The organism is Flavobacterium facile (genome assembly GCF_036321945.1).
GTDB classification, from domain to species: Bacteria; Bacteroidota; Bacteroidia; order Flavobacteriales; family Flavobacteriaceae; genus Flavobacterium; species Flavobacterium facile.
This window is the reverse complement of the sequence record NZ_JAZAYT010000029.1, coordinates 113,207-133,815: the sequence shown is the minus strand read 5'-3', so window position 1 is coordinate 133,815 and position 20,609 is coordinate 113,207. Positions and strand designations below refer to the sequence as shown.

The 20,609-nt window shown below is 29.9% G+C and carries 24 protein-coding genes and 1 tRNA gene; 11 read left to right on the top strand and 14 right to left on the bottom strand.

Annotated elements, in window-relative coordinates:
- The first annotated feature begins 163 nt into the window (after positions 1-163).
- Both sucC and UEQ13_RS04570 read left to right on the top strand, forming a co-directional pair.
- A complete protein-coding gene (sucC, locus tag UEQ13_RS04575; RefSeq protein WP_329805194.1) occupies positions 164-1,360 on the top strand; it encodes an ADP-forming succinate--CoA ligase subunit beta in 1,197 nt (398 codons plus the stop codon).
- Between the two features lie 375 nt (positions 1,361-1,735).
- Positions 1,736-2,083 (top strand): hypothetical protein, encoded by a 348-nt coding sequence (locus tag UEQ13_RS04570; RefSeq protein ID WP_329805193.1) that lies wholly within the window; start codon positions 1,736-1,738, stop codon positions 2,081-2,083.
- 51 nt (positions 2,084-2,134) lie between these two features.
- Here UEQ13_RS04570 and UEQ13_RS04565 read toward each other — a convergent pair whose 3' ends face one another.
- Positions 2,135-2,899 (bottom strand): TIGR02757 family protein, encoded by a 765-nt coding sequence (locus UEQ13_RS04565; protein ID WP_329805192.1) that lies wholly within the window; start codon positions 2,897-2,899, stop codon positions 2,135-2,137.
- A 165-nt stretch (positions 2,900-3,064) separates the two neighbouring features.
- The gene (locus UEQ13_RS04560) at positions 3,065-3,733 is read right to left on the bottom strand and encodes an ABC transporter ATP-binding protein (protein ID WP_329805191.1); all 669 of its coding nucleotides are present in this window, start codon (positions 3,731-3,733) and stop codon (positions 3,065-3,067) included.
- 383 nt (positions 3,734-4,116) lie between these two features.
- Between UEQ13_RS04560 and msrA the strand changes: the two genes are divergently transcribed.
- On the top strand, positions 4,117-4,767 hold the full coding sequence (gene msrA / locus UEQ13_RS04555; RefSeq protein WP_329805190.1) for a peptide-methionine (S)-S-oxide reductase MsrA: 651 nt from the start codon (positions 4,117-4,119) through the stop codon (positions 4,765-4,767).
- 111 nt (positions 4,768-4,878) lie between these two features.
- Positions 4,879-5,178 carry a hypothetical protein gene (locus tag UEQ13_RS04550; protein ID WP_329805189.1) on the top strand — a complete coding sequence of 100 codons (300 nt, stop codon included), beginning with the start codon at positions 4,879-4,881 and terminating at the stop codon, positions 5,176-5,178.
- A gap of 54 nt (positions 5,179-5,232) precedes the next feature.
- Here the strand turns inward: UEQ13_RS04550 and UEQ13_RS04545 are convergent, their stop codons facing one another.
- Positions 5,233-5,616: a hypothetical protein gene (locus UEQ13_RS04545; RefSeq protein ID WP_329805188.1), complete on the bottom strand. Its 384-nt coding sequence runs from the start codon at positions 5,614-5,616 to the stop codon at positions 5,233-5,235.
- Between the two features lie 3 nt (positions 5,617-5,619).
- A complete protein-coding gene (locus UEQ13_RS04540; protein ID WP_329805187.1) occupies positions 5,620-6,810 on the bottom strand; it encodes a pyridoxal phosphate-dependent aminotransferase in 1,191 nt (396 codons plus the stop codon).
- A gap of 116 nt (positions 6,811-6,926) precedes the next feature.
- Here UEQ13_RS04540 and UEQ13_RS04535 point away from each other — a divergent pair, with 116 nt between their 5' ends.
- Positions 6,927-8,246: a PDZ domain-containing protein gene (locus tag UEQ13_RS04535; protein WP_329805186.1), complete on the top strand. Its 1,320-nt coding sequence runs from the start codon at positions 6,927-6,929 to the stop codon at positions 8,244-8,246.
- Between the two features lie 59 nt (positions 8,247-8,305).
- Here UEQ13_RS04535 and UEQ13_RS04530 read toward each other — a convergent pair.
- Positions 8,306-8,379: transfer RNA gene (locus UEQ13_RS04530), tRNA-Met, on the bottom strand.
- Between the two features lie 170 nt (positions 8,380-8,549).
- Here UEQ13_RS04530 and UEQ13_RS04525 point away from each other — a divergent pair.
- Positions 8,550-8,942, top strand: coding sequence for an START-like domain-containing protein (locus UEQ13_RS04525; RefSeq protein ID WP_329805185.1), 393 nt, complete (start codon positions 8,550-8,552; stop codon positions 8,940-8,942).
- Positions 8,943-8,992: 50 nt separating this feature from the next.
- Positions 8,993-9,826, top strand: a complete 834-nt coding sequence (locus UEQ13_RS04520; protein WP_329805184.1) for an aminotransferase class IV — start codon at positions 8,993-8,995, stop codon at positions 9,824-9,826.
- On the opposite strand, the gene UEQ13_RS04515 is transcribed toward UEQ13_RS04520, so the two are convergent.
- The 5 genes from UEQ13_RS04515 to UEQ13_RS04495 all read right to left on the bottom strand — a co-directional run bounded on the left by UEQ13_RS04515 (position 9,819) and on the right by UEQ13_RS04495 (position 14,407).
- Entirely contained in the window at positions 9,819-10,379 is a 561-nt protein-coding gene (locus tag UEQ13_RS04515; protein WP_329805183.1) for a YqgE/AlgH family protein, read from the bottom strand. The two genes, UEQ13_RS04520 and UEQ13_RS04515, sit on opposite strands and share 8 nt — an antisense overlap.
- A gap of 148 nt (positions 10,380-10,527) precedes the next feature.
- Positions 10,528-10,803 carry an HU family DNA-binding protein gene (locus tag UEQ13_RS04510; RefSeq protein ID WP_329805182.1) on the bottom strand — a complete coding sequence of 92 codons (276 nt, stop codon included), beginning with the start codon at positions 10,801-10,803 and terminating at the stop codon, positions 10,528-10,530.
- A gap of 161 nt (positions 10,804-10,964) precedes the next feature.
- A complete protein-coding gene (gene fmt, locus UEQ13_RS04505; protein ID WP_329805181.1) occupies positions 10,965-11,912 on the bottom strand; it encodes a methionyl-tRNA formyltransferase in 948 nt (315 codons plus the stop codon).
- 65 nt (positions 11,913-11,977) lie between these two features.
- A complete protein-coding gene (locus UEQ13_RS04500; protein WP_329805180.1) occupies positions 11,978-13,861 on the bottom strand; it encodes a RecQ family ATP-dependent DNA helicase in 1,884 nt (627 codons plus the stop codon).
- A 9-nt stretch (positions 13,862-13,870) separates the two neighbouring features.
- Positions 13,871-14,407 carry an ATP-binding protein gene (locus UEQ13_RS04495; RefSeq protein ID WP_329805179.1) on the bottom strand — a complete coding sequence of 179 codons (537 nt, stop codon included), beginning with the start codon at positions 14,405-14,407 and terminating at the stop codon, positions 13,871-13,873.
- A gap of 119 nt (positions 14,408-14,526) precedes the next feature.
- On the opposite strand from UEQ13_RS04495, the gene UEQ13_RS04490 reads away from it, so the two are divergent.
- The 3 genes from UEQ13_RS04490 to murA are packed head-to-tail and all read left to right on the top strand — an operon-like array spanning position 14,527 to position 16,961.
- Entirely contained in the window at positions 14,527-14,811 is a 285-nt protein-coding gene (locus tag UEQ13_RS04490) for a DUF493 family protein (RefSeq protein ID WP_329805178.1), read from the top strand.
- 2 nt (positions 14,812-14,813) lie between these two features.
- Positions 14,814-15,650 (top strand): DUF4290 domain-containing protein, encoded by an 837-nt coding sequence (locus UEQ13_RS04485; RefSeq protein WP_407934646.1) that lies wholly within the window; start codon positions 14,814-14,816, stop codon positions 15,648-15,650.
- Positions 15,651-16,961, top strand: coding sequence for a UDP-N-acetylglucosamine 1-carboxyvinyltransferase (gene murA / locus UEQ13_RS04480; protein WP_329805177.1), 1,311 nt, complete (start codon positions 15,651-15,653; stop codon positions 16,959-16,961).
- Positions 16,962-17,057: 96 nt separating this feature from the next.
- Here murA and UEQ13_RS04475 read toward each other — a convergent pair whose 3' ends face one another.
- Positions 17,058-17,414: a helix-turn-helix domain-containing protein gene (locus UEQ13_RS04475; RefSeq protein WP_329805176.1), complete on the bottom strand. Its 357-nt coding sequence runs from the start codon at positions 17,412-17,414 to the stop codon at positions 17,058-17,060.
- Positions 17,415-17,547: 133 nt separating this feature from the next.
- On the opposite strand from UEQ13_RS04475, the gene UEQ13_RS04470 reads away from it, so the two are divergent.
- Positions 17,548-17,715, top strand: coding sequence for a hypothetical protein (locus tag UEQ13_RS04470; RefSeq protein WP_329805175.1), 168 nt, complete (start codon positions 17,548-17,550; stop codon positions 17,713-17,715).
- A 317-nt stretch (positions 17,716-18,032) separates the two neighbouring features.
- Here UEQ13_RS04470 and UEQ13_RS04465 read toward each other — a convergent pair whose 3' ends face one another.
- From UEQ13_RS04465 to UEQ13_RS04455, 3 genes are all read right to left on the bottom strand, one after another.
- Positions 18,033-18,554 (bottom strand): hypothetical protein, encoded by a 522-nt coding sequence (locus tag UEQ13_RS04465; RefSeq protein WP_329805174.1) that lies wholly within the window; start codon positions 18,552-18,554, stop codon positions 18,033-18,035.
- 162 nt (positions 18,555-18,716) lie between these two features.
- Entirely contained in the window at positions 18,717-19,037 is a 321-nt protein-coding gene (locus UEQ13_RS04460) for a hypothetical protein (protein ID WP_329805173.1), read from the bottom strand.
- A gap of 382 nt (positions 19,038-19,419) precedes the next feature.
- A complete protein-coding gene (locus UEQ13_RS04455; protein ID WP_329805172.1) occupies positions 19,420-20,241 on the bottom strand; it encodes a carboxypeptidase-like regulatory domain-containing protein in 822 nt (273 codons plus the stop codon).
- Positions 20,242-20,609: the final 368 nt, after the last annotated feature.

Here is a 20,609-nt window from a genome sequence, read left to right as displayed (position 1 = left end):
AATACCACAAATTAAATTATAAATAAACAAAATGTATTATTTATAACAATAACTATACTAAATTATCAACTTTAGATTTAAAAAGAGCAGTAAAAATTAGTCATTTAAGAATTACTTTATTATTTTTGTCCCACTTTTAAACAAGATTAACTCATACTTAATTATGAACGTACACGAATATCAAGGTAAAGAAATATTAGCAAGCTATGGCGTGCGCATACAACGTGGTCATGTTGCAAACAATGCTGAAGAAGCTGTTGAAAAAGCAAAACAATTAACTGCTGAAACTGGTACAGGTTGGCATGTTATAAAAGCTCAAGTTCACGCAGGTGGTCGTGGAAAAGGTGGTGGAGTTAAATTAGCTAAAAATTTAGATCAAGTAAAAGAAATTGCGGGTCAAATTATTGGAATGGATTTAGTTACTCCTCAAACTTCTGCTGAAGGAAAAAGAGTTCATAAAGTTTTAATTGCTGAAGATGTATATTATCCAGGTGAATCTGAAACTAAAGAATTTTATGTTTCTGTTTTATTAAATAGAGGTAAAGGTCGTAATATGATTATGTATTCTACTGAAGGTGGAATGGATATTGAAGAAGTGGCTGAACATACTCCACATTTAATTTTTACTGAAGAAATTGATCCTTCTGTTGGATTACAAGGATTTCAAGCAAGACAAATTGCTTTTAATTTAGGTTTATCAGGTGAAGCATTTAAAGAAATGGTAAAATTTATTGATTCTTTATATAAAGCTTACATTGGTTCAGACGCTACAATGTTTGAAATTAATCCAGTATTAAAAACTTCAGACAATAAAATTATTGCAGTTGATGCTAAAGTTGATTTAGATGATAATGCATTATTCCGTCATAAAGATTTAGCTGAAATGCGTGATGTTCGTGAAGAAAATCCTATTGAAGTAGAAGCTAAAGAAGTTGGTTTAAACTATGTTGATTTAGATGGAACTGTTGGATGTATGGTAAACGGTGCTGGTTTAGCAATGGCTACTATGGATTTAATTAAATATGCTGGTTTTGAACCTGCTAACTTCTTAGACGTTGGTGGAACTGCAGATGCTAAGCGTGTTGAAACAGCTTTCCGTATTATCTTAAAAGATCAAAATGTAAAAGCCATTTTAATTAACATTTTTGGTGGAATTGTACGTTGCGATAGAGTAGCACAAGGAGTTGTTGACGCTTATAAAAATATGGGTGACGCAATTAAAGTGCCTATCATTGTTCGTTTACAAGGAACAAATGCAGAAATTGCTAAAGAATTAATTGATAATTCTGGAATGCCAATTTTATCAGCGGTTCAGTTTCAAGAAGCTGCAGACCAAGTTAAAGCTGCATTATCAAAATAAGAAAATAAAATATTTTATATATTTGAATCCCGGCTTTGGTCGGGATTTTTTGTTTTTTATTATATGATTTTATAAATCGTATTAATTCGATTAATTTTAGTAAATACTATTCGATGAATCTCTATTTTACTGATTGATAAATTGTTAATTGAAAGTATATTATTCATCCAATGTAAATTTACCAAATAATGCTATTTTTCAATTTTGCATATTTTTTTCTCAATATTTTAATTAAATGCAATTTTATACATCATTTAATTGGAATTTAGTAATTCCATCAATTGCCAATTTTAAATGATAGTTAAGGTTATTTATTTACTTTATTTTAAATGAATTCCGACATAGATTTGTCATGTAAAATTTAAAAATCAAAAAATGAAAAAAATCATCAATTTAGTATTAGTTGTTTTCGTATTAACAACTTTTAATGTGTCTGCAAATAATGTAGCTTCTTTTGAAGAAGATTTACCAAAAGCAGTGAAGGTCATGTCAGAAATGATAAAAAAGAATTTGGAGAATTTCGAATTTGAAAATGAAGCTTTGGTTGATGTTGTTTTTACTGTAAATTCAGATGATGAATTGGTAATATTAAATGTAAAAACAAATGATTTGGAGATTAAAGAATATATAAAATCAACTTTAAACTCAATAAAAATTGAAGATGCAAATTTATACGTTGGTAAAAATTACTCTATCAAAATAAATTTTACAAAAAGTAATTAATATTATTCCTAAATAATAAAGAAAAGAGCTTATTTTGGGCTCTTTTTTTATTTAAAATCCTTCAAAAACACCCAACCCGAAAAGTGCAAAATCATATTTAACAGGATCATTTGCATCTAGAAGTCGTAAGTTAGAATCTAATTCAAACAAAGCTTTGGCGTCATTTTGTTTTCTAGTTAAAAGTAATAATTTACGAGCTACATTTCCTGAATGCACATCTAACGGACAAGATAGTGCAGAAGTAGGAATGGATTTCCAAATTCCTAAATCGACACCATTATTGTCATCTCGAACCATCCAACGTAGAAACATATTGATTCTTTTGGCTGCGGAACCATTTAAAGGATCGGAAATGTGTTTTTGAGTTCTTTGTAAATGTGGAATTTTAAAAAAGGTTTTCTTAAATTCTGAAATACTTTTTTGAGTCGAGTTATTTTCAATATGTTTTGAAAATACGCTTTCTAAATCTGGATTGTTTTTATAAATATGTTGTAAAGCCTTTATGAAAGTAACTGCATCATTGGCATTAAAAGTTCTATGTACAAAATTGGATAGTTTTTCTAAATGAATTTCTTTATGATTCATCACGAAATCATAAGGCGAGTTGCCCATAATTTGCATTAATTTATGCGAATTATTAATAATCATTTTTCTGTTTCCCCATGCGATTGTTGCCGCTAAAAATCCAGCAATTTCAATATCTTTTTTTTGGGAATACAAATGCGGAATTTGAACAGGATCCGAATCAATAAAATTCTTATTGTTGTATAAAATAACCTTTTCGTCTAAAAATTCTTTTAATTCTGATGGGTTCATTTGAAAATAAGTTGGTGAATTTTAGCCCAGATTACCTCACATAACAACAATTTATATAGGTGTTCGGTGAACACTTCGTGTTTGTCAGTGGCATCTCCCGATTTTTCTTCGGGAATATAACGGAAAGCGGGACTATTAGTGTACTGAAAAACGATTTATCTGCTTCTAATTTTGCAAAACACCATCAATCATCACTAATTTTCTGTCAGCCATATTAGCCAATTCTTCGTTATGAGTTACAATTACGAACGTTTGTCCGAATTCGTCACGCAATTTAAAAAATAATTGGTGTAAATTTTCGGCTGTTGTATGATCTAAATTTCCAGAAGGTTCATCCGCAAAAATTACTGCTGGCTTATTGATTAAAGCTCTTGCCACGGCAACACGTTGTTGTTCACCGCCAGAAAGTTCGCTTGGTTTGTGATTGATTCGGTGCGATAATCCTAAATAATCTAATAATTTTTTAGCTTCAATTTCTACTTCATTTTTTGGTTTATTTGCAATGAAAGCTGGAATACAAACGTTCTCTAAAGCTGTAAATTCGGGTAATAATTGATGAAATTGAAAGATAAATCCTAAATTCAAATTTCTAAATTTTGATAATTCTTTATCTTTTAAATCAATAATAGAAGTATCATTAATAATTAATGAACTCGAAACATTATCTTTTTTATCTAATAAATCTAAGGTTCCTAAAATTTGTAAAAGTGTAGTTTTTCCAGCACCAGAAGCGCCAACTATGGAAACAATTTCGCCTTTATTGATTTGTAGACTTACGTTTTTTAAAACCTGTAAATCGCCATAATGTTTATTTATATTGGTCGCTCTAATCATCTGTGAATTTTTATTGATTTTAAAAGGTCATATGGTATCGCATTATTTTAAAGGTGTTTGTTTACACAAACAAATGTATGTTGCGATTTCATAATATCAATTTGTACAAAGAAACAAAGAAATAGTGAATATTAAAACGTTTGAAACACAAATGAAAGTTAAATAAAATATTTTTTTGCCACGAATTAACGAATTAAAAATTGTTCTGTATTTTACTCTAATTTATCCGCCTAAGGCGGAATCGAATTCGTATAATTTAATAAAGAAATTAAAATAAATGGGAATTCGTGAATTCGTGGCAAACTTAACGTGAATGCACAAATCTAAAAGTAAAGTTAAAACGTATATGAATGAAATAATATTAACTAAATTTGATAAAAAAGATGAACTACATTATAGTATTAAGCTCGTTTTTAAGTTTGTTTTCTTGTGGAAACAAAGCGCAAACTGTTGAAAAAAAATCAGAAAATAAAATAGAAAATAAAAAGGTAATTATGAATGATAGCGTACAATTGGCAACATTTGCCGGAGGTTGTTTTTGGTGTACAGAAGCAGTTTTTTTAGAAGTAAAAGGAGTAGAAAAAGTAGTTTCTGGTTTCACAGGCGGATTCATTAAAAATCCTGCTTATCGCGAAGTTTGTAACGGAACGACTGGTCATGCTGAAGGAATTCAAATTACTTTTAATCCGAAAGAAGTGGCATACGAAGATTTATTAGAAATATTTTTCGCCACACACGACCCAACAACATTAAACAAACAAGGAGCTGACGTTGGAACACAATATAGAAGTGCCATTTTTTATCATTCGCCAGAACAAAAAACAAAAGCGGAGAATTATATCCAATTAATTGAGAAAGAAAAATTATATCCAAATCCGGTTATAACACAAATTGAAGAAGCGGGTGTTTTTTATTTAGCAGAAGATTATCATCAAAATTATTACAATCAGAATAAAGAACAAGGCTATTGTGAATATGTAATTGCTCCGAAATTAGATAAATTGAGAAAGTATTATAAGAGTAAGTTGAAGTAGGTTTTTAAATAACACAGATTTGAGAAATTTGATTAATTTGAGAAATCTTTAAAAAGAAACTTGGCATTTAATTTGTATATTAGTATTCCAAATAATTTAAATTACAAGTAAATGAATCAAGAACCACAACCAATTGTTGTAAAGAAAAGTGATAAAAAGACTAAACTTTTATTGAGTCTGATATTTGATGGTATTGGAATGTTGTCTTATGTTGCACCAATTTTTGGAGAATTTACAGATACATTTTGGGCGCCAGTTTCCGGATTACTTTTAGTACTTATGTATAAAGGAACGGTTGGTAAAATTGCAGGATTATTTGGAACTATAGAAGAATTATTTCCATTTACAGATGTAATTCCGACTTTTACAATTACATGGTTTTATACGTATGTTATTAGAAGAGAAGAATAAATAGAAAATCCCGTTTCGATTAATCGGAACGGGATTTTAGTTTGATAAAAAGTTTTAATTTACTTTCTTTATTTTACAATCTATAACTAATTCATCTAAGTTAGAACTTACTCTTAGGAAAAAAACATTTCCTTCAATTTTATAAATTTTAGATTTTACTTTTATAGAACTGTTCGTATCAATCTTATCTCCAATTTGAATTTTTTCATTGCTTAATTCATAAGTACAATCATCTTTCCAAACCAAATCAAAAGAGGCTTTGTAATTCATTTCTTTGCAATATTCAACTTGAGAAGTTTCAGTTCTGGTAATGATTATTTTTCCAAATTCAGAATCCATTTCAAATTTTCCAATATGAAAATCTTTACAGTTCAAATCCTGCGAAGAAACAAAACTTGAAGTTAAGCAAACAAAAAGTATTAAAATAAACTTTTTCATTTTTTAGTTCTTATAAACTTTTAATGCTTCTTTTAATATTTCTACAGATTTAATTAAATCTTCTTTTTTCAAGACATAAGCAATACGGATTTCGTCTAAACCAACACCTGGAGTAGAGTAGAAGCCTGCAGCTGGAGCAACCATTACGGTTTCGCCATTGAAATCATATTCTTCTAAAAGCCATTGTGCGAAATCATCTGCGTTTTTCACAGGTAATTTAGCGATACAATAAAAGGCACCTTTTGGCTTAGCTATCTTAACACCTTCAATTTTTTCCATTTCTTCTACCAAAGTATTTCTTCTGTCTACATATTCTGTAATCACTTCGTCAAAATAACTTTGTGGTGTGTCTAAAGCGGCTTCACTTGCTACTTGCGCATACGTTGGTGGACTCAAACGTGCTTGTGCGAATTTCATAGCAGTTGCCATAAATTCAGCATTTTTTGAAACTACACAACCAATTCTAGCACCACACATACTGAATCTTTTCGAAACCGAATCAATCATAATAGCGTGTTGCTCTAAACCAGGAACGTTTAATACTGAATAATGTTTTAAACCATCGTAAGCAAATTCTCTATACACTTCATCAGCAATTAAAAACAAATCGTGTTTTTTTACAATTTCAGCTAATTTGTTAATTTCTGCTTCAGAATATAAATATCCAGTTGGATTACCTGGATTACAAATCATGATAGCTTTTGTTTTTGGCGTAATTAGTTTTTCAAAAGCTTCCATTGGAGGCAATGCAAAGCCAGTTTCAATTCCAGAAATAACAGGAACAACTGTTACACCACTTGCCGTTGCAAAACCATTATAATTTGCGTAAAAGGGTTCAGGTATAATCACTTCGTCACCGTTATCTAAAGTAGAACCTAAAGCAAACATAAGTGCTTCAGAACCTCCAGTTGTAATAATAATGTCTTTTGTGTCAACAGGTAAACCTTGATTTTTGTAGTAAGCGGAAAGCTTGTTTCTATAGCTTTCGAAACCAGCACTATGACTGTATTCTAAAACCTTAATATCGAAATCTTTCACAGCCTGTAAAGCTACTTCAGGCGTTTTAATATCGGGTTGACCAATGTTTAAGTGATACACTTTTGTACCACGTTTTTTGGCTCCTTCAGCGTAAGGAACTAATTTTCTAATTGGCGACTCGGGCATTTGAATCCCTTTATTTGAAATTTTTGGCATAACTTAAATTTTTGCTATGCAAAAGTGCAAAAAAATAAGGATTAAGTAATAATAATTAGATAAAAAAATACAGGCAAATATTAAAATTCGTACATTTATGTAAATCTTTATAAATTATGAATCTAATTTTAAGATGTTTTCTTCTTTTGTTTCTGAGTTTAAATGTTTTTTCTCAGAATATTTGGGACTATTCTCAAAATAAAAATAAAATTGTAATTCCATTTCAGTTACTTAATAATAGTATCATTGTTCAGCCTAGAATCAATGATATTCAATTGAATTTAATTTTAGATACAGGTTCTGGTTATAATATTCTTTTTGCATTTCCTGAAAAAGATAGTATAGCTTTTAATAATACTTCGAAAATAAAAATTACTGGTCCAGGAATGAACGATCCCATTGATGCATATATTTCGAAAAATAATACAATTGAATTTAAAAACATTTCTTCAAAAAAGTTAGATTTAATTTTAATGTTGGAAGATGAATATAGTTTTACTACGTCTATTGGAATTCCTATTCATGGTATTTTAGGAGCTGATTTTTTCATGGATAATGTTGTAGAAGTTCAATATGACACCAAAAGAATTATTATTTACAGAAAAGAAACCAAAAGATTTTCTAATAAAATTTTGAATTATAAAAAAATACCTTTTGTTCTTAAAGATAAAAAACCATTTATACCTGTAACTATTAATATAGAAGATAAAGAAGCTCAAAATTTGGAACTGTTAGTTGATACTGGATTATCAGATGGATTGTGGATCTTTGAAAAAGAATTAGATATTAAAAACAAGAAAAATATTTCTGATTATTTAGGTGCAGGAATTGGCGGAAATGTTTATGGAAAGAGAGTGAGATTTAAAAACATAAATTTCTCAGATTTTGAATTTAAAGAGCCAATAATTTCTATGCCTGATACTATTTCATTTCTTAAAAAAAACATATTAAATCAACGTGATGGTTCTGTAGGTGGCGAAATTTTAAAACGATTTAATGTTGTTTTTAATTATAAAAAACAAATAATGTTTCTAGATAAAAATAGTAATTTTAATAATAAGTTCTATTATAACATGGCTGGATTTGATATTCATCATAGCGGAGTTGAAGTTGTTGAGGAAAAAATTAATTCTGATTTACCTTTTGGAGGAAAAAATATAACGGATTTAATTTATGATGATCCGAGAGTAAATTTTAAATATTTATTAAAGCCAAGTATAGAAATTTCTTACATTAGAAATAATTCAATTGCAGATATAGCAGGATTAAAAGTAGATGATAAAATTATTTCCTTTAATGGAAAAAAAGCTGTAACCTATAAATTAACAGATATTATGGAGATTCTTCAAACAAGTATAAACAAAACAATTACAATTGAAGTAGAACGAAAAGGAAAAAAAATAATGGTAGAATTACTTTTAAAAGAGGAAATTTGACAATTAAAATCAAATAAAAAACCCTAACATCTTGAATATAAGAAGTTAGGGTTTTAATGTAGCGAAAACGGGAGTTGAACCCGTGACCTCAGGGTTATGAATCCTGCGCTCTAACCAACTGAGCTATCTCGCCATTAATTAGTTTTGCATCTCTCAATGCGGGTGCAAATATATAAATAAATACTTTCTTTCCAAAAAAAATAATAAAAAAAATCAACTATTTTTAATTTGTAAAAAAATCAAAAAAAAAAGACTGCAATTAAAAGTTTTTTTATATTTTGCTGAAAATTTATAAACACATCTATGAAGCCAAAAGTTAAGTACGAACTAGAGTTTCCCATCCACTCTTCGCCACAATTATTGTATCAATATATAATTACTCCATCTGGTTTGTCAGAATGGTTTGCAGATAACGTGAATTCTCGTGGAGAGTATTATACGTTTATCTGGGATGATTCAGAGGAAAATGCCAAACTGGCTTCTAAGAAATCCGGAGAAAAAGTAAAATTTAAATGGTTAGATGAAAATAATAAAGAGACAGAGTATTACTTTGAACTAAAAATTCAAGTAGATGAAATTACGAATGATGTTTCATTAATTGTTACCGACTTTTCTGAAGAAAATGAATTACCCGAAAATAAATTATTGTGGGAAAGTTTAGTTTCCGATTTAAAACACGTAATTGGTTCGGTTTAATTTTAATAAATAAGTATATTTGCCTTGAATAAATTTCAGGGCATTTTTTTATGATTAATTTCGACGGAAACATACAAGACACTAGCAATTTTGCTATCGAAAACAACAGAGGCTTTCTTTTTGGCGATGCCATTTTTGAAACTATTAAAGTAAATGGAAGTAAAATTCTATTTTTAGAAGAACATTATTTACGCTTAATGGCTTCGATGAGAATTTGTAGAATGGAAATTCCTATGAATTTTACCATGGAATTCATGGAGGAAGAAATTCTGAAACTAATTGAATTACAAACAACTAAAGTAAGTAATAGAATTCGTTTTACTGTTTATAGAAATGCAGAAGGATTTTATAATCCAACTTCAAATGATGTGCAGTTTATTATTACTTGTTCGGATTTGCCTTCCGAAAAATATTCCTTTTCTACATCAAATTATGAAGTAGAATTATTTAAAGATTTTCACGTTTCAAAGCATTTATTGTCGACATTAAAAACCAATAATAAGATGATTAATGTGGTAGCAAGCGTTTTTGCTAAGGAAAACGGATTTGAGAACTGCCTTTTAATTAATGACGATAAAAATGTTGTGGAAGCCATAAATGGCAATATTTTTATGAAAATGGGTAATCAATTGATTACACCACCAACTTCAGATGGTTGCTTAAACGGAATTATGCGCAAGCAAATCATTGCCATTGCAAGTAAAATCGAAAATATAGAAATGATTGAAAGAAGTATTTCTCCTTTTGATCTACAAAAAGCTGATGAATTGTTTATTTCGAATGTAATTACTGGAATTCAACCAATTACAAAATATAGAAAAAAGGAATTTACTTCAGAAGTATCTAAAGAAATTACAGAATTACTGAATAATTTAATTAATTAAGCGTAGGATTTTCTGGCGAGTTCGAAAAGTAAATGTATTCGCCACCAATTTCGTTAAGTTTCTCTTTCCAAAAGTTTTGGCTGTTTTTGCCAATGATTTTATTTTGTAGTTCGTTTTCCACAATTATCCATGAATTTTCATTCAATTCATCTTCTAATTGATTGGTATCCCAACCACTATAACCTAAGAAAAAACGAATATTTTCTTTAGAAATTTTACCTTCATTGATTAAATCTTTTGTAGTTTCAAAATCACCGCCCCAATATAAACCATAAGATATTTCTACACTTTCCGGAATTAATTCTGGTACATTGTGTAAAAAGTACAAATTATCTTGTTCAACGGGTCCGCCATTGTATACTAAAAAGTTAGCATCAATTTCAGGAATTAATTCATTGATAGAATAGGTTAGTGGTTTGTTTAAAATAAACCCTACACTTCCTTCTTTAGTATGTTCAGTTAATAAAATAACGGATCTATTAAAAGACATATCATTTAAGATGGTTGGTTCTGCTACGAGTAAACAACCTTTTTTAGGTAACATTGATATCATAAGCCAACTAATTTTAATTCAATTTAAAAAAAATAATTTTACTGAGCAAATAAAATCATTAAAATGTTAATATTTTCATAAATCGATACTGTTTGTCATAAAAAAAGCCTCTTACTAGAAGAGGCTTTTTAAATAAATCAAATATATATTATTTGTTTACAGCTCCGTCTAATTCAGCACCAGCTTTAAATTTTACTACATTTTTAGCAGCAATTTGGATAGTTTTTCCAGTTTGAGGATTTCTTCCATCTCTAGCCGCTCTTTTTGAGATTGACCATGATCCAAAACCTACTAAAGAAACTCTTCCACCTTTTTGTAATGTACCTTCTACACTTCCTAAAAATGACTCTAAAGCTAATTTAGCTGCTGCTTTAGTAATTCCTGAAGCTGCTGCCATTGCATCGATTAATTCTGATTTGTTCATAATTGATAGTTATTAATTGATTAAACATATTTTTCTTAATACAAATTTATACGTATCCTTGAACTGTGCAAGTATTTCCTACTATTTTTGTTAAAAATGTTGATAAATCGGCTGAAATGTTAATAAAGTACCTTTTTAAAGGCGACTTTTTGCTTAGATTGTTATTTTACAAAGGCTTCCGAGCTAATTTGTGTTCCATTTAATAGTTCATGAATTTGCATTTTCTTTTTACCAGGAAACTGTAAACTCTCTATTTGTATGAATCCATTCGCTACAGCAATCTTCATTTCTTTTTTTCCTGAAATTATTGTTCCTATAGAATACGCGTGTGTTTCTTCAATATATTTAGAATCGTAAATTTTTACGTTCCATTCATTTTCGCCATCTTTAATAAAGGTCCAAGCTGCTGGATAAGGACATAAACCTCTAATTTGATTGTGAATTTCTATTCCCGATTTGGTCCAATCAATTTTACAATTGTCTTTATTTAATTTGTAAGCTGTTTTTAAATCCGAATTTTCAGTTTGTATTGTTGTAGTAATATTTCCTTTTTCAATCAACTCTAACGTTTCAAGAACAGTTTCTGAGCCTAAAACCATCAACTTATCGTGAAGTTGTCCAACATTTTCATTTGGATCAATAGCCATTTTCTTATTTAAAATCATGGCACCAGTATCAATCTTATCATCAATAAAGAAAGTAGTTACACCAGTTTCTGTTTCTCCATTAATAATGGCCCAGTTAATAGGAGCAGCACCTCTATAATTAGGTAACAAAGAAGCATGAAGGTTAAACGTTCCTAGTTTCGGCATTTTCCAAACCACTTCTGGCAACATTCTAAAAGCTACTACGATTTGTAAATTCGCATTATAGCTGGCTAATTCCGCTAAAAATTCTTCGTTTTTTAAATTTGTAGGTTGTAAAATAGGTAAGTTTTTTTCTAAAGCGTAATTCTTTACCGCACTCACAGAAACTTTTTGTCCACGACCAGCTGGTTTATCTGGCGCAGTAATGACTGCAGCAATTTCAAACTGACTATTATATATGGTGTCGAGAATACCAACTGCAAAGTCGGGAGTTCCCATAAATACGATTCTTAATTTTTCCATTTTGTGTAAGTTGCTAAGCATTTTTTTGCCACGAAGGCACTAAGACACTAAGATTTTTAATTGTTTTACTTAATTTGATACTTATTAGAAGCGTTTAAAAAGATAAAATCGTTATCTAATAAGTTTTGTAGGGCAAAGATAATTTCTTCTGTTGAAAATGTGAGTGTATTTTCTATTTCATTTGAAGATAAAGCGCCAATTTTTAACAGCTTTTGAATACTTTCTGAAACAGATTTGGGTTTCGATTTATTTTTAGAGGAACAATACGAACAAATTCCGCAAGCTGAAGCATTCTCTTCTCCGAAATAATTCGAAATTAAAAACGATTTACATTTCGAATTATCTGAAACGAAATTGAGCATTTGACGGTATTGTTCGACTTTAATTTGATTCTGATTTTCTAAAACTTTTACAACTCGATTGATGGTATAACTGTCTTCTCGAGGTTCATTATATAAAATCGAAATATCGTTGCTTTGTAATTTTAATTCAATGATTTCTTGCGCATGTAATTTATTCAAGACTTTAATCACTTTATCTTCCGAAGTACCTGATTTTGTTGCGATTAATGCGGTGTTGATAATCGTAACTTGTTCAAAAACACCTGTATAATTTCGTAAAATAATTTCAATAACTGCAGCGTCTTTTACATTCAAACTGCAATATCTAATTACTTCTCTACTTTCTATTAAAAACTGTAAACTCGCTTTGTTACTAATTAAGTTGTTTAGAGTGATAATTCCTTGTCGGTCTAAAAACTGTAAACAAGCAAATGTTTTCATGACAGATAAATTAAACTTCGCACAAAACTGATTCAAATTCAAATAGAAAAGTTCTTGAAAACCTTCACCATAAGCAATTTGAAAATGATTGTTCAAATTTTTATAAACCAAATGCAGAAATTCTTTATTTGGCAAATTCGATATAAAATAATTCTTTAAATTTTCTGTGTTTATTTCTGGAGTCAATAATAAAGCAAACGATTTATTCCCATTTCTTCCCGCTCTTCCGGCTTCTTGGTAATAGTTTTCGATATTATCTGGAATTTGTAAATGCACAACCGTTTTCACATTCGGTTTGTCAATTCCCATTCCGAAAGCGTTGGTGGCGACAATTATTTGTGCTTTTTCTTCCAACCAAAGCTTCATGTTTTTATCTTTTTCCTTATTTGATAATCCGCCGTGATAATAAGTGGAAGTGAAACCTAAATCATTAAAAGTTTGACTATAATCCACACAAGCTTTTCTGTTTTTCACATAAACTATCGAAGGTTCTGGATTTCTTAAGAAAATTTGTTTCAGTTTTCCGAGTTTATCTTCGGTTTTGATAATGTGATAACCCAAGTTTTCTCTTGCAAATGAATTCTTAAAAATCACAGGATTTTCAAGTTGTAGTAAGCTACAAATATCGGATTGAACTCGTGAAGTCGCTGTAGCTGTCAAAGCAATAAAAGGTACGTGAAAGTGTTCTTTTAAAGCGGCGATTTTTAAATAGGCTGGTCGGAAATCGTGTCCCCATTGACTGATACAATGTGCTTCGTCAATAGCGACTAAATTTACGTTTAAGTTTTTTATGCGTTCTAAAACCCAATCTTGTTGCAAGCGTTCAGGAGAAACATATAGAAATTTATAACCGCCAAAAGCACAATTATCTAATAAATTATTGGTTTCTTCGAAAGAAATTCCGCCCGTTAAAGCAATGGCTTTGATGTTTTTATTTTTTAGATTCTCAACTTGATCTTTCATTAATGCTACAAGAGGAGAAATTACTAAGCAAATTCCAGGTTTAATAAGCGCTGGGATTTGAAAACAAATAGATTTTCCACCACCAGTTGGCAACAAGGCAAACGTATCTTTTCCGGATAAAACGGTGTTGATAATTTCCTCTTGAGTAGGTCTAAAAGCGTCATGTTTCCAGTGCGCTTTTAATACATCTAGTGGTTGATTCATTAAAGCGAATTAGTCTTTTAAGCGATTGATAATGAATGCATATCTTTCTTCTACAGAAGTTTTTGGCACTTCATGTAAATCGTATCCGTATTTCATATACGTATCAACTAAAAATTGGTGAATTTTACTGGCTTCTTCATACGTTTCATAACGTGTTTCATCGCTAGTATAAATTTCTTCCCAAGGTGGTAATAAGAAAATTTTATCGTATTTGTATTTTTCGCAAGCTTCAATAAATTTTTCTGGATAAGTATCTCCAATAAAATCCATATACGCTACAACATCTGGAATACCTCTATCTATGAAAACAGGTTTTTCTTCGTTTGTTGCATTTTCATATTGTCTGATTCTTCCTTCTAAAAGTCTTTCGCTAAATAGCATTGGGTTTTCTAAAAATAAGAATTCGGCACCTTCTGCACGAGCTTCTAAGATTACTTCTCTAGAAATTTCCGGATAACAAATATGTCCTTCGTTTTCTAAATGATTAATTAAAGTCGTTTTTCCAGAACTTGGTCCGCCAATTAGCAGTATAATTTTTTTGTTCATTTTGTGTCTTAAAAGTTCAAATGTACTATCATTTTTTTTATTTTGAAAATCTTAATTATTTATATTTTTAAATGAAACATTATAAATGTATATTTGTTCTTTTATTAGCTTAAATTTACATGGATAAAGAGACAGAAGATTTTTACGTTAGATTGAAATCAGAATTAGAAGAATCAACAACTTGGCCAGCCATTTACTTATATAAATTTATTGTTCCAACTAGTGATACCAACATTAATTTAGTTGAAAACACGTTCAATAATTTGGGTGCCGTTATAAAAACTCATTCTTCTAAAACAGGAAAATATACTAGTATTTCTATAAACGTTACGATGCAAGATGCAGATAAAGTTATTGAAAAATACCAAGAATTATCAACTATAGAAGGAATTATTTCATTATAAATATGTCATATAGAAACGAAGACGCCATTAATTATTTAGAATATAACTCGCAAAGGGAACACTTGATTATTCCTGAATACGGGAGATATGTTCAAAAATTAATCGATCAAATTACAGTTATTGAAGATAGAGATAGACGCAATAAAGGGGCGAGATATGTAATTTCTGTATTAGGAAATTTGAATCCGCATTTGCGTGATGTACCTGATTTTCAGCATAAACTTTGGGATCAATTGTTTATCATGTCTGATTTTAAATTAGATATTGATTCTCCGTACCCAATTCCGACAAGAGAAGTGGTGCAATTGAAACCAGATCGTTTAGCTTATCCACAGAATTTTCCTAAATATAGATTTTACGGGAACAACATCAAGTATATGATTGATGTAGCTCGTAAATGGGAAGAAGGTGAATTGAAAAATGCGTTGATTATTGTCATTGCGAATCACATGAAAAAGTGTTTCTTAAGTTGGAATAAAGATACGGTTACGGATGAAGTTATTTTCAATCATTTGTTAGAATTGTCTAATGGTGAATTGAACTTAACGGCAATGAAAGAAGAGCTTTCTACGTCGCATAATTTATTGAAAGTGAACAAAAAACAGTCGAATAAGACGCAGTTTTTTACTAAAAATGATACGACTAATACGAATAGAAATCCAAACAGACCGCCGTTAAACCAAAACAGACCACAACAGAATACCAATAGGAATCCGAATGCACCTATAACTGCAAAACCGAATTCGCCAGATAATACTAAAGCCAATTTAAATAATCCAAATTATAAAGGCGGCAAGAATTTCAAACCAAAAAATAATCCAAATAATAATACAATATAAATGGGAACATTCAAAATTGAAGGCGGTAAGCCCTTAAAAGGAAATGTGCAACCACAAGGTGCAAAAAATGAGGCGTTACAGGTTTTATGTCCTGTTTTATTAACTTCAGAAAAAGTTAGAGTTACGAATATTCCTGACATTATTGATGTGAATAAACTAATTACTTTGTTAGGTAATTTAGGTGTAAAGATTCAGAAAAATGGTCCTGGAGATTATACGTTTCAAGCGGATGAAGTTAATGTGGGTTATTTAGAAACAGAAGCTTTCAAAAAAGAGGGTGGAAGTTTACGTGGTTCTATTATGATTGTTGGACCGTTATTGGCCCGTTTTGGAAAAGGATTTATTCCGAAACCAGGTGGTGATAAAATTGGAAGACGTCGTTTAGATACGCATTTTGAAGGTTTCATTAATTTAGGTGCGAAATTCAGATACAATAGAGAAGACCATTTTTATGGTGTAGAAAATGAAGGTCGTTTAAAAGGGGCTTACATGTTATTAGACGAAGCTTCTGTTACAGGAACGGCTAATATTGTTATGGCTGCTGTTTTAGCGGAAGGAATTACTACTATATATAATGCAGCTTGTGAACCTTACTTACAACAATTATGTAAGATGTTGAATTCAATGGGTGCGAAGATTACAGGAATTGGTTCTAACTTATTGACTATTGAAGGAGTAGAATCTTTAGGTGGTTGCGAGCATAGAATTTTACCTGATATGGTTGAAATTGGTTCTTGGATTGGTTTAGCGGCTATGACTAAGAGTGAAATTACAATCAAAAATGTGAGTTGGGACAATTTAGGACAAATTCCAAACGTGTTTAGAAAGCTTGGAATTACTTTAGAACAAAAAGGTGACGATATTTACATTCCTGCTCATAAAGATGGATATGAAATTAAAACCGACATTGATGGTTCTATTTTAACGGTTTCTGATGCACCATGGCCAGGATTTACGCCTGATTTGTTAAGTATCATTTTAGTTGTGGCCACACAAGCAAAAGGAGATGTTTTAATTCACCAAAAAATGTTTGAAAGCCGTTTGTTCTTCGTGGATAAATTGATTGATATGGGTGCGAAAATTATGTTATGTGATCCGCACAGAGCTGTGGTTATGGGACATAACTTTGAATCGCAATTAAAAGCTACAACGATGAGTTCACCAGATATTAGAGCCGGAATTTCGTTATTAATTGCAGCACTTTCTGCAAAAGGAACAAGTACCATTCAAAATATCGAACAAATTGATAGAGGGTATGAAAGAATAGACGAACGATTAAGAGCGTTAGGCGCGAATATCGTAAGAGTATAAATAAAAAAGCGACAGTGATGTCGCTTTTTTTGTATAGACCTGACAAGTTTTTGAAACCTGTCAGGTCTTTTTATTAGATATACTTTGTATAAAACGCTATTTGATTTCTTCTTGAGTTTGATTGATTTGTTTGGCCAGTTCTTTCAATTGTTTATAGGGCATGGATGTGATGGTGTCATTGATTGATATACTAGATTCTGGTTGTATCAAGTTGTTTAAGGGATGGTCTTCTGAAATTTTATGGTTTGGATTTTCTTTGTAGGTTAAGATGTCGCTTGGTTCGCAAATAAGTACTCTGCATAATATTTCGACGTGATCTAAACGGAATGTTCTAGATTGACTATTTAATATGTTTTGAGCAGAATGAGATGATATACCAGCTTTTACTAAAAAGTTGTGAGGTCTCTCGATTCCGCGGGCTTTAAATATGGGTGCTAAGTTGAAATAAAGCATATAAGTTATGTTAGTTAGATTAATAGTACTGCTAAAATATAAAAATATTTTACAAATACTACCAATAATTTTTATAAAAGTGGGAATAAAGTAGTTAAAAGTGGAAATATTTACTCAATAAATAGAAATATCGGTGCAATTAATAGAAATATCGGTGCATTTAACGGAAATATCGGTTCATTTAATGGAAATGTCGGTGCATTTAACGGAAATGTCGGTGCATTTAATGGAAATATCGGTCCATTTAATGGAAATATCGGTGCATTTAACGGAAATGTCGGTGCATTTAATGGAAATATAGGTCCATTTAATGGAAATGTCGGTTCAATAAATGGAAATAACGATGCATTTAACGGAAATATCTGTGCATTAAATGGAAATAACTATTCAATAAATAAAAATGAAATTATAAAAAACGGAAATGGAATTGCATTTTACTCGATTGTAAATTGCAAATTTTTATAGTTAAAGAACGAACGCGAAAGGATTCGCGCACGAGCGGGAGGGAAAAGCTCAAAGTCAGGAGACTTTGCGCAGCGGAAATCGGTGCAATCAGTTTTTTAATATAGGAATGGGCACGAGCAAGATACTCGCGCTAGCGAGGGCTGTTTTTTTATATCATAAACCAAAACCTTCATTAAAACAATCAACTTCTTTTAAATCATGAATTGGAAATATTTTTCCAGTTTTTGGGTCCGCTTTCCATGCTTTTACAACGTTTTTAAAATATTCTTCATCATTATTATAACTATTTTTAATAACAGCAATAATTTGACTATTATGTATGTCATTTATGCAACATTCACCCAACACAATGTTTTCATTTTTTTTTAAATGGTTAATCAAGATAGTATCTACTATTTTGCTTGATATTTTTTTACCATTTTTTAGTTTCTCTTCTAGTATTATAAGATATTTATTTTTGTCAAAATATTGAGAAACTGCGAATTTATATTCATGTGAAGATTTTCCTTCATAATCTATCATTGATTCCGCTTGATATTCAAAATCTTCTAATTCAGGAATTTCATTAATTTGATTATAAATTTTTCCTTTGAGTAAATTTGTGTCTTTCTGAATTTCATTTTTACAACCCAAAATAATAATTGTATAAAAAAATAATGTAAGTGTTTTAGTCATAGTTTTTTTTAAATTGCTGATAATGTTCCGCCGTTTGCAAAGGTTGAGAAGTTAGGAAACTATTATTTTCCGTTAAAGATAAAATTTCTTGTGAAAAGTAAATGTGAATTCACTACAAAATTTGGAATCTTGCCAGACGCCTGTTAGTGGCTGGGCTTGTTTTTACAATATTTTTCTATTCTCGTTTATTGCTTCATTATATTTTTCAGAATTAAATTCTGCTAATTGATTTACAAGTTCTTTAACATAATCTTTTCCATTTTCAATGAACTTTTTAATTTGTGAATCACTCAATTTTATTTCTCTACAAATATCTGCAATACCTCCAACATAGATCCACAAAAAATAATCATTATTTAATTTTGAAAATGTCCAATTCCATTCTTCCCAAAATATTAACTCATTTTTTTCTTTTAGTATGTTACTTATCTTTTTTACTTCAACAATTTTACTTTCCTTACCAACTAAATCAACTAAAAACATTTCTGTATAAGGATCGATTAGTAAAATATTAATTTTTTCTAATTCGATTTCCGTTAATTTGTAACGAACTTTTATGTAGTCGAGTATTTCAATAATATTTCCAAAAGTAAGACTGGATTTATAATAGAATAATTTACTTTGCCATATTTTCTAATCTGCAGTAATTTTTGAAATTAACATTTCTTCATTAAAATAAACTATATCAATTTCCATAATTTGTTTTCGGTTTTTTTCGGTAGCCTTGCCACTAAAGAGCCGCGGCTTGGCGAGGTTGTGAACTTCGGAGCCGATAATTTTCTATCAAAGATAAAATTTCTTGCGAAATGTAAACATGTATTTACTACAAAATTTGTAATCTTGCCAGACGCCTGATGTAGGCTGGCTATTGTTTAACTGTAACATACAATGCCATTGTTAATCCGCTCTTTGAGTTCCATATTCCTAAACTTGATGAGCGAGTTATTGATTCTCCAAATAATTGTCCACTATATCTAAATGGTTCTTCTTCATCCATTTTTTTTGGTAAATATTCAATAGTTATGAAAATTGGCACATTATATTTTAAATTAAAGTTTTGTAAGTCAAATTTATTCCATCCATTTTCTACCTTCTTTTTTACGATTATGTTTTCTATATTAATCTTTTCATTTGGCAAATCATTTTCTATGTTATAAATATTAATTCTAAAGTTTGCTGTATCAGTTTTCACATTGAATAAATTAATGTTAACATCTAATAAAACTGATGGCTTTTTAAGTTTAATTTTTTTTGCAAACTCTTGAATGTCATTGTTTTTGTCATTATTAGCTCTTACATAACCAGCAACCATTGAACTATATGACTTTGTTCCAATTTTTAATTCTGATGCTTTTTTTGAAATTATTAAAACTTCTTCTATTTGAATTATTTTCTCTTTAAGAATAATTTCTTGGGATTTTAACTTAATTATATCTTCAATCCTTACTGTTTTTTCTTCAAAGCCTAAATATGAAAAAGTTAATAATTCATTTATTCTTGTATTATCAATATTTATTGAAAAATTTCCTTTCTCGTCTGAAATAGTACCAATATTTTTATTCTTAATTCCAATATTTACATATTGCAAAGGAATATTTGCTTCAGATTTCACAATTCCATTTATTGTAATTTGACTAAAAGTAAAGTTTAAAAATAAGAAACAAATTGCTAAAAATATTTTTTTCATAATAGTGTTTAATGTGGATTTTTTCTGGTTAGCTTGCCTACAACTCATAAATAGGCGAACATTCCGTTTACAACTCTTTATAAGTAAATATTTTGGTTTGTAAATATACTAAAAATCTTACTCAAACTACATTTTTACAATGTGTTGCGTAAGATTTTATTTTGTGTTTTATTAGGGGAAACTCTTATATATCAAAAAACTTGGTGTCTATATTTCATCTATGTGAAAGTATTTGCGCAGGAGTAGATAGGGAAGGGACGGAATGGAAATCCGTGCAATCATTTTTTTAATATAGGAATGGGCACGAGTAAGGTGCTCGTGCTAGAGGGGGATGTTTTTAGGATAGTGTCTTAAAAAAAGGGTTCAAC

Coding starts and splice junctions, on each gene's coding strand:
- UEQ13_RS04535 (WP_329805186.1), top strand. CDS start 6,927: ATGAATCTAATTTTAAGATGTTTTCTTCTTTTGTTTCTGAGTTTAAAT.
- UEQ13_RS04520 (WP_329805184.1), top strand. CDS start 8,993: ATGATTAATTTCGACGGAAACATACAAGACACTAGCAATTTTGCTATC.
- UEQ13_RS04500 (WP_329805180.1), bottom strand. CDS start 13,861: ATGAATCAACCACTAGATGTATTAAAAGCGCACTGGAAACATGACGCT.
- msrA (WP_329805190.1), top strand. CDS start 4,117: ATGAACTACATTATAGTATTAAGCTCGTTTTTAAGTTTGTTTTCTTGT.
- UEQ13_RS04525 (WP_329805185.1), top strand. CDS start 8,550: ATGAAGCCAAAAGTTAAGTACGAACTAGAGTTTCCCATCCACTCTTCG.
- sucC (WP_329805194.1), top strand. CDS start 164: ATGAACGTACACGAATATCAAGGTAAAGAAATATTAGCAAGCTATGGC.
- UEQ13_RS04455 (WP_329805172.1), bottom strand. CDS start 20,241: ATGAAAAAAATATTTTTAGCAATTTGTTTCTTATTTTTAAACTTTACT.
- UEQ13_RS04460 (WP_329805173.1), bottom strand. CDS start 19,037: ATGTTTTTAGTTGATTTAGTTGGTAAGGAAAGTAAAATTGTTGAAGTA.
- UEQ13_RS04490 (WP_329805178.1), top strand. CDS start 14,527: ATGGATAAAGAGACAGAAGATTTTTACGTTAGATTGAAATCAGAATTA.
- UEQ13_RS04475 (WP_329805176.1), bottom strand. CDS start 17,414: ATGCTTTATTTCAACTTAGCACCCATATTTAAAGCCCGCGGAATCGAG.
- fmt (WP_329805181.1), bottom strand. CDS start 11,912: ATGGAAAAATTAAGAATCGTATTTATGGGAACTCCCGACTTTGCAGTT.
- UEQ13_RS04560 (WP_329805191.1), bottom strand. CDS start 3,733: ATGATTAGAGCGACCAATATAAATAAACATTATGGCGATTTACAGGTT.
- UEQ13_RS04565 (WP_329805192.1), bottom strand. CDS start 2,899: ATGAACCCATCAGAATTAAAAGAATTTTTAGACGAAAAGGTTATTTTA.
- UEQ13_RS04570 (WP_329805193.1), top strand. CDS start 1,736: ATGAAAAAAATCATCAATTTAGTATTAGTTGTTTTCGTATTAACAACT.
- UEQ13_RS04515 (WP_329805183.1), bottom strand. CDS start 10,379: ATGATATCAATGTTACCTAAAAAAGGTTGTTTACTCGTAGCAGAACCA.
- UEQ13_RS04510 (WP_329805182.1), bottom strand. CDS start 10,803: ATGAACAAATCAGAATTAATCGATGCAATGGCAGCAGCTTCAGGAATT.
- UEQ13_RS04495 (WP_329805179.1), bottom strand. CDS start 14,407: ATGAACAAAAAAATTATACTGCTAATTGGCGGACCAAGTTCTGGAAAA.
- UEQ13_RS04485 (WP_407934646.1), top strand. CDS start 14,814: ATGTCATATAGAAACGAAGACGCCATTAATTATTTAGAATATAACTCG.
- UEQ13_RS04465 (WP_329805174.1), bottom strand. CDS start 18,554: ATGACTAAAACACTTACATTATTTTTTTATACAATTATTATTTTGGGT.
- murA (WP_329805177.1), top strand. CDS start 15,651: ATGGGAACATTCAAAATTGAAGGCGGTAAGCCCTTAAAAGGAAATGTG.
- UEQ13_RS04550 (WP_329805189.1), top strand. CDS start 4,879: ATGAATCAAGAACCACAACCAATTGTTGTAAAGAAAAGTGATAAAAAG.
- UEQ13_RS04545 (WP_329805188.1), bottom strand. CDS start 5,616: ATGAAAAAGTTTATTTTAATACTTTTTGTTTGCTTAACTTCAAGTTTT.
- UEQ13_RS04540 (WP_329805187.1), bottom strand. CDS start 6,810: ATGCCAAAAATTTCAAATAAAGGGATTCAAATGCCCGAGTCGCCAATT.